The 10,742-nt window shown below is 64.0% G+C and carries 7 protein-coding genes and 2 pseudogenes; 6 read left to right on the forward strand and 3 right to left on the reverse strand.

Going from position 1 to position 10,742, the window contains the following annotated elements; genetic code table 11:
- The 6 genes and pseudogenes from A5652_RS28240 to A5652_RS25260 all read left to right on the forward strand — a co-directional run.
- Positions 1 to 4,214: pseudogene (locus tag A5652_RS28240) on the forward strand (hypothetical protein); the annotation flags it as partial.
- A gap of 82 nt (positions 4,215 to 4,296) precedes the next feature.
- Entirely contained in the window at positions 4,297 to 5,961 is a 1,665-nt protein-coding gene (locus tag A5652_RS25240; protein ID WP_067358491.1) for an OB-fold domain-containing protein, read from the forward strand.
- A complete protein-coding gene (locus tag A5652_RS25245; RefSeq protein WP_067358493.1) occupies positions 5,958 to 6,848 on the forward strand; it encodes an alpha/beta hydrolase in 891 nt (296 codons plus the stop codon). Before A5652_RS25240 ends, A5652_RS25245 begins: the two co-directional genes overlap by 4 nt.
- Positions 6,848 to 7,663, forward strand: coding sequence for an NAD(P)-dependent oxidoreductase (locus tag A5652_RS25250; protein ID WP_067358503.1), 816 nt, complete (start codon positions 6,848 to 6,850; stop codon positions 7,661 to 7,663). Before A5652_RS25245 ends, A5652_RS25250 begins: the two co-directional genes overlap by 1 nt.
- 130 nt (positions 7,664 to 7,793) lie before the next feature.
- Positions 7,794 to 8,999 carry a cytochrome P450 gene (locus A5652_RS25255; protein WP_067358495.1) on the forward strand — a complete coding sequence of 402 codons (1,206 nt, stop codon included), beginning with the start codon at positions 7,794 to 7,796 and terminating at the stop codon, positions 8,997 to 8,999.
- 9 nt (positions 9,000 to 9,008) lie between these two features.
- Positions 9,009 to 9,209 (forward strand): ferredoxin, encoded by a 201-nt coding sequence (locus tag A5652_RS25260; RefSeq protein WP_065031025.1) that lies wholly within the window; start codon positions 9,009 to 9,011, stop codon positions 9,207 to 9,209.
- A gap of 3 nt (positions 9,210 to 9,212) precedes the next feature.
- Here A5652_RS25260 and A5652_RS25265 read toward each other — a convergent pair whose 3' ends face one another.
- From A5652_RS25265 to A5652_RS25275, 3 genes and pseudogenes are all read right to left on the reverse strand, one after another.
- Positions 9,213 to 9,497, reverse strand: a complete 285-nt coding sequence (locus A5652_RS25265) for a DUF1330 domain-containing protein (protein ID WP_067358497.1) — start codon at positions 9,495 to 9,497, stop codon at positions 9,213 to 9,215.
- A 12-nt stretch (positions 9,498 to 9,509) separates the two neighbouring features.
- Entirely contained in the window at positions 9,510 to 9,719 is a 210-nt protein-coding gene (locus tag A5652_RS25270; protein WP_067358501.1) for a ferredoxin, read from the reverse strand.
- Positions 9,716 to 10,672, reverse strand: a pseudogene (locus A5652_RS25275) (cytochrome P450); the annotation flags it as partial. The pseudogene A5652_RS25275 and the gene A5652_RS25270, both read right to left, overlap by 4 nt.
- Positions 10,673 to 10,742: the final 70 nt, after the last annotated feature.

The following is a 10,742-nucleotide window of genomic DNA, read 5'->3' on the forward strand; positions in this document are numbered from 1 at the left end:
CAGTGCATCGGCTCACCGACCGCGGCGCGGTCGTCATCCACGTAGGGACCGGAACGTCAAAAGACGGCTTCGAGGCTGGCTGGCGGATGGTGAGCGTCATCGTTGTTGAAAACAACTTAATCAGCCGCTGCGAAATATTCGACGAGGCAGACCTCGACGCCGCACTCGCCCGCTTCGACGAACTGCAGCGACCGCCACGGCGACTCGAAAACATAGCAATTCGAGTGACGGAGCGCTTTTGGAAGTATTTCGCGGTCCGCGAATGGACGGCGATGGCGGAGTTACTAGCCGATGACATTTCCACGAAGGATCGTCGTCGGGTCGTAAACGCGGGGGTCCGACACGGTCGAGATGTCGGAATGGCCGACATGCGAGCCATGGGCGAAATGGGGGCGAATATTGCGGAGACCGCCATTGCGATCCGCGGCGAGTTCCTTGTGCTTTACCGCTTCAGTTTCTTTGGGCCGGACCAGCGGCCCGACGCGTTCCACAATGAAGTGCTCATGATCGTCGAGATCAACGCTGACAACCGAATCGCGTCGAGCGTCTTGTTCGATCTGGAGGATATCGACGCCGCGTTCGAGGAGCTCGATGCCCGGTACCTCGCCGGCGAAGCGGCCGCCCACGCGCAGACGTGGTCGGTCATCGCCCGGTGGTTCACCGCGGTCAATAAGCATGAGATACCGCCGACGACACCGGACTTCGTCGCCGTCGATCATCGCCTGCTTCCCACGTTCGAGGGGAGTGACCTGCCCGCCGCACTACACGCCGCATGGGACGTCACGCCAAACCTCAGCATCCACATCGAACAGGTGTATTGGCTCGGCAGTTTCGGAGTGGTTGCCGCCTTTGTGGTGTATGGGACCTCGCCAGAAGGCTTAGCCGTCGAGTGGCGGATGATCGAGATTCTGACCGTCGAAGGCGATCGAATCAAAGACTTGGAAATCTTTGACGAGGCAGACCTCGACGCCGCGCTCACCCGATTCGAGGAATTGCAACCGCCGACGCGCCGGCTCGAAAACACGGCAAGCCAAGTGGATCAACGATTTTGGGCATGCATCGCTACCCGTGACTGGGACGCAATCGCTGAACGAGTGGCCGGTGACATCTGCGTCGACGATCGCAGAAAGACGGTGAACGCCGGAGTCCGTCAAGGTCGGGATGCTTACATCGCGGACCTGCGAGCCATTGCGGACTTCTCCCAGGATACGACGTCGACGGTCGTCGCGACCCGCGGTACCCGCTTAGCTCTCACCCACATCCGCACCTCCAATCGCAACCTAGGGTTTGCCGCCGAACTGCTCTGCGTTGTCGAGATCGGCGCCGACGACCGGATGGTCGCACGGATCGGATTCGACATCGACGACCTCAACGCCGCCTTCGAAGAACTCGACGCGCGATACCTCGTCGGCGAAGCGGCCGCCCACGCGCAAACGTTCTCCCTCATCACGCGGGAATGTGCCGCGTTCAACGAGCATGAACTTCCCGCGGCGGACTGGGTCACCATCGACCACAGGCGGCTCGCTGTAATCGACGCGAGTGACGGCAAAGCAGCCATGCGCGCCATCTGGGATGTCACGCCAGACCTCACTTTCCGCATCGAAGCGGTGCATCGGCTCAGCAATTTCGGCGCGGTCGCCGCATATAGGGCGTATGGGACCTCGCCGGAAGGCTTCCACGCCGAGTGGCGAATGATCCTGCTTCTGGCTATCGAAGGCGATCGAATCGACCACTTGGAGATTTTCGACGAGGCAGACCTCGACGCAGCACTCGCCCGCTTCGATGAGCTGCAACCGCAGGTACCACGTCTGGAAAACGCGGCAAGCCAAGTGGTGCAACGCTTTTTGACCTATTTCGAGGCTCGTCAATGGGACGCCATTGCAGCTGCAATCTTCGACGACATTGTTGTGGATGATCGTCGTCGCGTGGTGAATGCCGGGTCCAGGCATGGTCGAGATGCCGAGATGGCAAACCTGCGGGCGATCGCCGACGTCGGAGTCACGAACTTGAGGCAAACGGTGATCGCGGTCCGTGGGGAGCGCCTCGTCCTCGGCCGTTACTTCGGCGTGGACAGCTGGTCGGGACACGACCAGCTAAGCGTCTGCGAGACCAACGCCGACAACCAGATCGTGGCACGCGTTGAGTTCGGCTCCGACGACATCGACGCCGCGTTCGAAGAACTCGAAGCTCGCTACCTTGCGGGCGAAGCCGCGGCCGTCCACGCACACACGTGGTCGGTCATCGCGGGGACCTACAGCATGGTCAACCGCCACGAACTTCCCGCCATGAATTTTGTCACCATCGATCATCGAAGAGGTACACCGTACGGTCCCGGCGACCTGACCGCTGCCATGCGGGCCTCTCGCGACCTGACGCCAGATCTTAGTATCTACAACGAGGCGGTGCATCGACTCACTGAATTCGGAGCAGTCATCACCAATGCGGCGCACGGCACATCGAAGGAGGGCTTCGCCGCCGAGTGGCGAATGATCCAACTTCTGGCCGTCGAAGGCGATCGGATCAACCGCCTTGAAATCTTCGACGAGACTGACCTCGGCGCCGCGCTCGCTCGCTTCGAGGAGCTGCAACCGCGAGCACCCCTTCTGAAGAACGCGGCAAGCCGAGTGGAGCAACACTTCTGGGACCACTTCGCGGCGCGCGACTGGGACGCCATGGCGCAATGTTTGTCTGACGATTTCTACATCGACGATCATCGCCGCGTGATCAACGCCGGGAGGCGGCACGGGCGAGACGCCGAGATCGCAAGCCAGCAGGCGATGGTTGGTATCGGGGTCACGGATATGGAGCAAACGGTGATCGCAATCCGTGGAAGACGCCTCGTCCTCGGTCGTTATTCCCCTGTGGACAACTGGTCGGGCTCCAAAGCACTGTGCGTCTCTGAGATCAACGCCGAAAACCAGATCGATGCACGCATCATCTTCGACCCCGACGACGTCGACGCAGCCTTCGAAGAACTCGAAGCCCGGTACCTCGCCGGCGAAGCGGCCGCCCATCCGAACACGTGGTCAGTCATAACGGGGGCGTTTGCTGCAATGAACCGGCGAGATCTCCCTGTGGCGGCACCCGATTGGGTCAATGTCGACCACCGACGACTCGCAACGATCGAGTCGGGTGATCTGATCGCATCGCTGCGTGCGCTTTGGGAGCTCATGTCGGACCTCACTTTCCGCATTGACGCCGTACATCGGTTGAGCCACCAAGGGGCCCTCTTCACCCGGGTGGCGAATGGGACGTCGCATGGCGGCTTAGACGCCGAGTGGCGATGCGCCGAGATCATGACAGTGGACGGCGAATCGATCACCCGCGTCGAAGTCTTCGACGAGGCAGACCTCGACGCCGCGCTCGCGCGCTTCGAAGAGCTGCAGCCGCAGCCGCGACTGGAGAACGCGGCAAGCCAAGTGGTGCAGCGTTTCTGGAACCTTTTCGCGGACCGCGACTGGACCTCGATGGCGGAGACGATCGCTGACGAGTGCGTGACACACGATCGCCGACGGGTTGTCAACGCCGATGACTTGCGCGGCCGCGCTGCCCATGTCACGAACATGCAAGCAGTGGCCGAGGTCGGATTCGAAGGCATTTGGTCGACCGTGATAGCGACCCGCGAACAACGGCATGCACTCATTCGCATTCGTTCCTCGGTGCGCGGCTCGACACCCGGCGAGGTCACCGCTGAAATGCTCAGCGTCGTCGCGCTCGACACCGACAACCGACTAGCCGCCTCCGTCATCTTCGACCTCGACGAAATCGATTCGGCCTTCTCGGAACTCGACGCTCGATACCTCGCCGGCGAAGCGGCTGTCCATGTGCACGCGTGGTCGGTAATCTCGCATGCCTACCGCGCGCTGAACCGGCACCAGGTGCCCCCAACGACGCCGAACTGCATGAACGTTGACCACCGGCGCACTATCGCTTCCGTAGGCGAGGTGGTCCCGTTTCTGCATGCCACGTGGGACCTCGTACCCGACGCCAAGATGTACATCGAGGCGGTGCATGAGCTGAGCGATCGCGGGACGGTTGTGACCTGGGTGACTTACGGAACCTCGCAAGGAGGCTTCGCTGCCGAGTGGCGAGGAATCAACGTTCTCATGATCGAAGGTGAACTGATTGACCACGGTGAAGTCTTCGACGAGTCAGACCTCGACACCGCGCTCGCGCGGTTTGACGAGCTCAATGGTCCGACGCCCACGGAATGAATCGTTTCCGCTCGGCAGTGATAACGTAATTCTCCGAATCGTATAACGGGCCTACCGCCCGCGTCCGACTCCCGGAGGTGACGTGCCAGAATCCGGACGTCCGCTGCCCCTGATCACGCAGGACAACGAATTCTTCTGGACCTCGGGCGCCGACGGCAAGCTCCGGCTGCAGGAATGCAAGGCGTGCCAATCGCTGATCCATCCACCGGCGCCGGTCTGCCGTTATTGCCGATCACTGGACATGGGCGTGCGGCAGGTCTCGGGCAAGGCCACGCTCGCCGGATTCACCATCAACGAGCGATTCAGCCTGCCCGGGCTGGCGGCGCCGTACGTGATCGCCCAAGTGGCGATCGCCGAGGACCCCCGGGTGCGGCTGACCACCAACGTCGTCGAGTGCAAATTCGACGACCTCGAACTCGGCCAACAGGTCGAGGTCGTCTTCGAGCAGGTCGAGGAAGTCTGGTTCCCACTGTTCCGGCCGGTGCAGGAGGGAGGGGCCGGCGCCGAGCCCGCTAACCTGCCGGTCGACGAGATCGCGCCGGAACGCTTCGGCGACTACGTCCGGCCAATGCTCACCACCGAGAAGTTCGAAGACAAGGTCGCGCTGACGGGTATCGGCATGTCGCCGATTGGCCGCCGGTTGATGCAGCAGCCGCTCGCACTGACGGTGCAGGCATGCGAGGCGGCGATCGCCGACGCCGGCCTGAGCTATGCCGACATCGACGGCCTGTCCACCTACCCCGGCGCAATCAACGTGGCGGGAATGGGCGAGGGGGGCACCACCGCCCTTGAGGCCGCGTTGGGCATCCGGCCGACATGGCATAACGGCGCGATGGAAACGTTCGGTCCGGGTGGCTCCGTGATCGCCGCGATGCTTGCGGTCGCGGGCGGGCTGGCGCGGCACGTGCTGTGCTTCCGAACGGTGTGGGAAGCCACCAACGGTGAGCTGATGAAGCAGGGCAAGATCGCCCCGTCGATGGGCCGAATGTCGGGCTGGCAGATGCCGTTTGGCGCGACCTCTGCGGCACACACCCTGGCGATGAACGCGCAGCGGCACTTTCACCGGTACGGCACCACGAGGGAGACGCTGGGCTGGATCGCGTTGAACCAGCGCGCCAACGCCGAACTCAACCCGACCGCCATCTACCGGTCACCGATGACGATGGACGACTATCTCAACGCGCGGCCCATCACCACGCCGTTCGGTCTCTACGACTGTGACGTGCCCTGCGATGGCGCCATCGCCGTCATCGTCTCGGCCGTCGACGCCGCCCGCGACCTGGCCAAGCCGCCGGTGCTGGTGGAGGCCGTGGGGACGCAGATCATCGAGCGAATCGATTGGGATCAAAGCACTTTGACCCACGAACCACAGGTGCTGGGCCAGGCGGCGCATGTGTGGACGCGCACCTCGCTGCGGCCGACAGACGTCGACGTCGCCGAACTGTACGACGGGTTCACCATGAACTGCCTTTCTTGGATAGAGGCGCTGGGCTTCTGCGGGATCGGTGAGGCCAAGGAATTCCTGGACGGCGGGAAGAACATCGCGCGCGACGGACAGCTGCCGCTCAACACGCACGGCGGTCAGCTTTCGCATGGCCGCACCCACGGCATGGGCCTGTTGCACGAGGCCGTGACCCAGCTGCGCGGCGAGGCCGGTGACCGCCAAGTCGCCGACGCCCGCGTCGGTGTGGTCAGCAGCGGCGGACTGACCCCCAGCGGCGTGATCCTGCTGCGGGCCGACACATGAGCACCGCCCCCCGTCCCCGGCTCGTCATCGTCGACAGCGTGCCGATGTCGGCGTTGGTCGCAGAGGCCGACGACCCCAAGGCCGTGATCGTGGCGATTCACGGGGGCGGGACCACCGCAATGTATTTCGACTGCCCGGGCCGCCCGTCGTACTCGCTTTTACGCACCGGCGCCGCTGCGGGATTCACCGTGGTGGCCCTCGACCGGCCCGGCTATGGCAGCTCGGCACCGTATCCCGAAGCGATGGTGTCCGGCAAGCAGCGCGTCAACCTTGCTTACGGTGCTGTCGATCGCGTCCTCGGCGAACGACCGCGTGGCGCAGGAGTATTCGTGTGGGGGCATTCGGGCGGCTGCGAGCTGACCGTACGGATGGCCGCCGACGGGCGAGGTACCGACCTGCTCGGCATCGAGCTTGCGGGCACGGGCCGGCACTACCACCCCGCGGCCAAGAAGATACTGAAAACGGCTACCCGGGAACACCGCCCGTCGGGCATGCGCGAATTGCTGTGGAGCCCAGAGGAACTTTATCCGTCTGAGGTGCTCGGCGGCGCCACAGTTTCGCCGTCGGCCCCGGCTTACGAGGACCAGATGGTGTCGGACTGGGCGCGAAAGACGTTTCCGGAGCTCGCGCCCGCAGTGCGCGTTCCGGTGCACTTCAGCATCGCCGAGCACGAAAAGGTCTGGCAGATTGACGATGCGGCGGTCGCCGAGATCGGCGCCCTGTTCGCCGGGGTCCCGCGGTTCGTTGTGCATCGGCAACCGGGCGCCGGGCACAACATCAGCCTCAGCCACGCCGCACCCGATTACCATTCGAAAGTTCTTGCGTTCGTGCAGGAATGCGTGGCGGAAAGTTCAACGGACACGGAGTCCGATCTGGAGGCCGGATGATGCGCGTTGGATTCATCGGGTTGGGTAGCCAGGGCGGCCCCATGGCGCGGCGGATCGCAGAGGGCGGCTACCCCACCACGTTGTGGGCGCGCAGGCCGGAGGCCCTCGAGGCGTTTGCCGACACCACGGCCAAGATCGCAGGGTCTCCGGTCGAGCTCGCCGCGGGCAGTGATCTGGTCTGCCTCTGCGTAGTCGGCGACGCCGACATCGACGAACTTGCCTGCGGTGAGAACGGATTGCTGCCGGCGATGAAACGGGGCAGCGTCATCGCCGTGCACAGCACGGTGCACCCGAACACCTGCCGAGAGCTCGCGAACAAGGCCGCCCCGCTGGGCGTTTCCGTCATCGATGCGCCGGTGAGCGGCGGCGGAGGGGCGGCCGCCGAGGGCCGCCTATTAGTGATGGTCGGCGGCAACACCGACGTTGTCGAGCGCTGTCGTCCGGTCTTCGAAACCTATGCCGATCCGGTCGTTCACCTCGGCGAGCTGGGTTCCGGGCAGACCACGAAACTGCTCAACAACTTGCTGTTCACCGCCCACCTGGCCACCGCAGCCACCACCCTGTCACTGGCCAAGGAGCTGGGCGTCGAACCGGACCGTCTCACCGAGGTGGTCTCCCGCAGCAGTGGAAACAGCTTCGCGCTGAACGCCCTGGGCGGGATCGGGGGGCTGGATCGGCTGGCCGGTGTTGCGGGAGGGCTGCTACAGAAGGATGTCCGGCTGGTCGTCGACCTCGCCGACCGGGCCGGGGGAAAGGGCGGCGCCGTGCTCGATGCGGCCGACGCGGCGCTGGCCCTGATGGACCACCCCCGATAAGGGTTGAAAGAGGGTTCGAAATACCAGCGTTTTGGTCTTTCCGGTTCGTCACGAAGGTATTACCGTTAGCGTTACAGTCAGGGACTCCGCTGTAAAGGTTCAGCCCGACCTCGCCGCTGAGGAGGATTCAGTGACAAAATCGAAGGTCGTCTTCGATCCGTACTCCGAGGACTACTTCAACAATCCGTTCGACATCTATCGGCGGATGCGCGAGGACGCCCCCCTGTATTACGACGAGAAGGAGGACTTTTACGCGCTGACCCGTCATGAAGACGTGTCGGCAGCGTTCAAGGACTTCGAGACCTATTCCTCAGCGCGCGGGTGCGATCTGGCGATGGTACGCAAGGGCCTCGCCCCAGAGCAGAAGTCGATCATCTTCATGGACCCGCCGGAGCACCGCCACATGCGCAGCCTGCTCAACAAGGCGTTCACTCCGCGGGCGATTCAATCGCAGCGCGAGACGATCATCGAGGTGATCGACAAGTACCTGGGCGCCGTCGACTCGGACACCTTCGACGTGGTGCAGGACTTCTCCGGGCCGTTCCCGGTGGAGGTCATCACCCGGATGGCCGGCGTGCCGGAGGAATACCGCCAGCAGGTTCGCCACTGGATCGACACCAGCCTGCATCACGAGCCGGGGCAGATCGAGGTCAGCGAAGCCGGCTTGCAGGCCAACATCGATACGGCCATGTACTACTTCAGCCTGGTCCAGGAGCGCCGTCAGGAACCGCAGGAAGACATGATCAGCCGGCTGATCGCGGCCGAGATCCCTGGCGAAAACGGCGAGCTACGCAAGCTCGACGACATCGAGATCTGCGGATTCGCAACCCTTCTGGGCGGAGCGGGCGCCGAGACCGTCACCAAGCTGATGGGCAACGCGGCGGTGATCTTCGCCCAGCACCCCGACCAGTGGCAGAAGCTGCAGGAGGACCGGGACAAGATCCCCGGGGCCGTCGAAGAGCTACTGCGCTATGAGGGGCCGGTGCAGTACAACGTCCGCTACACCTTGAAAGAGGCCCACGTCAGCGGTGGTGTTATCCCGGCGGGCAAACCCGTATTCCTGTGCGGCGCCGCGGCGAACCGCGACCCGGAGGCTTTCACCGACGCCGACACGTTCGACATCGAACGAGACCAGACCGAGGCGCAGCACCTCGGGCTCGGGTATGGGATTCACAGCTGCCTCGGCGCCGCGCTGGCCCGCCTGGAAAGCCGGATCGCGCTGGAAAGGCTGCTCGACTTCATGCCGCGTTACGAAGTCGAGTGGGCGGGCTGCAAACGGGTAAACATGCAAAACGTGGCGGGCTGGAAGAACGTGCCCGTCAAGGTGCTTCGGTAAGGGGCCACGGTGACGAAGAAGATCGAAGTCGATTGGGGACTCTGCGAGAGCAACGGCGTCTGCATGGGGATCAACCCGGAGATATTCGAACTCGGCGACGACGACATGCTGACCGTTCACCAGGAAGAAGTCACCCCGGAGAACGAGGCGGACGTGCGCGAGGCCGTCCGTCAATGCCCCCGGCAGGCAATCTCCATCGTCGGCGAGTAGCGATCAGAATCCGGAGAGGATGACCGCGTTGCAGTCGGCGGCGGCCTGCCGCAGTTTCGCCGCTTTCTGGTAGCCCTCGGACTCGTACCACGCCCGTGCCGCATCGACCGATTCGAATTCCAGTACGACGGTCTGGTCGCCGTGCCAGTCGCCTTCGATGACCTTGGGTGCGGTGTCCACCGCAAGGATGGTGGCACCGCTCATCGCCGACCCGGCGGCTTGGGCGTACGCCTTCATGCCTTCCGGATCTTTGATGGCCTCGGTGAGGATGACATAACCCTTAGCCACTGAAGAATCTCCCTATTCGCTCGGTGTATTCGGTTCCTTCTCGCTGATCGCCTGCTCGGGACAGCATTCGATAGCCTCCTGAGCAGCCGCCTCCAACTCCGTTGGGACGTCGGAATCTATGGCCTCGGCGTAGCCGTCGTCGGTCAGGTTGAACACGTCGGGACACAGCGTGAGACACATGCCGTGACCCCGACACTTCTGGTCGTCTACCCATACCTTCATGCGAGGGTGAACTCCAGGTGTAGTTCGGTGAGGCCGCGAAGGATGTACGTCGGGACATATTGGTAGCGGCGGTCATTCGCCGGCCCGTGAACGCTTTCGTCGATCCTGATGTCCGTCGTGCGATCGAGCAACCGTTCGATCGCCACCCGCGTCTCGGCTCGGGCCAGCGGCGCGCCGGGGCAGCTGTGGATGCCGCGCCCGAACGAGATGTGCTGGCGCGCGTTCTTGCGGGCCGGATCGAAGGTCGCGGGTTCGTCGAACCGGCGCGGATCCCGGTTGGCGGCCGCCTGCACGATCATCACAGTGCTGCCCGCGGGCAGGTCGACCCCGCCGACGTTGACCGGCCTGCGGTTCATCCGGAAGTCGCCCTTGACGGGACTCTCGTAGCGAAGCGACTCTTCGATGAAGTTCGGAATCAGGCTGCGGTCCTTGCGCAGCTGCGCCTGGATGTCGGGCCGCTCCCCTATGGTCTGCAGCGCGGCGCCGAGCAGCCGCACGGTGGTCTCCTGGCCGGCCGAGAAGACGTTGCTGGCAACGCGGGCCACGTCCTCGACCGCCGGGGTGGAACCGTCGGGGTAGGTGGCGGTCGCCAGGCCGGTGAGCACATCGTCGCGGGGTGCGGAGCGGCGATCCCGGACATAGTCGGAGAACAGGTCGTAGAGGAACTCCAACGGGCTGTGGGCCAGGGATCCCTTGGTGCCCCCGATGCCGCCGCCTGCGTGCTCCGCTATGCCCTTGACGAACTTGTCGCGGTCTTCCATCGGCACGCCGAGCAGATCGGCGATCACCAGCAGCGTGAACGGGCTCGCGAAGCCCTTGATGAATTCACCGTGCCCCGGCGCGAGAAAGTCGTCGAGCGCTTGGTCGGCCAGCACCCACATGGCGTCCTCGTTCTCCTTGAGGCGCTTGGGCGTGATCAGCCTCATCATCAGGGAGCGGTGGTTGGTGTGGGTGCTGGCCGACCAAGCGCTCGACGACTTTCTCGCGCCGGGGCACGGTGAATTCATCAAGGGCTTCGCGAGC

This window comes from Mycobacterium sp. 1165178.9 (genome assembly GCF_001673555.1).
Classification (GTDB): Bacteria; Actinomycetota; Actinomycetes; order Mycobacteriales; family Mycobacteriaceae; genus Mycobacterium.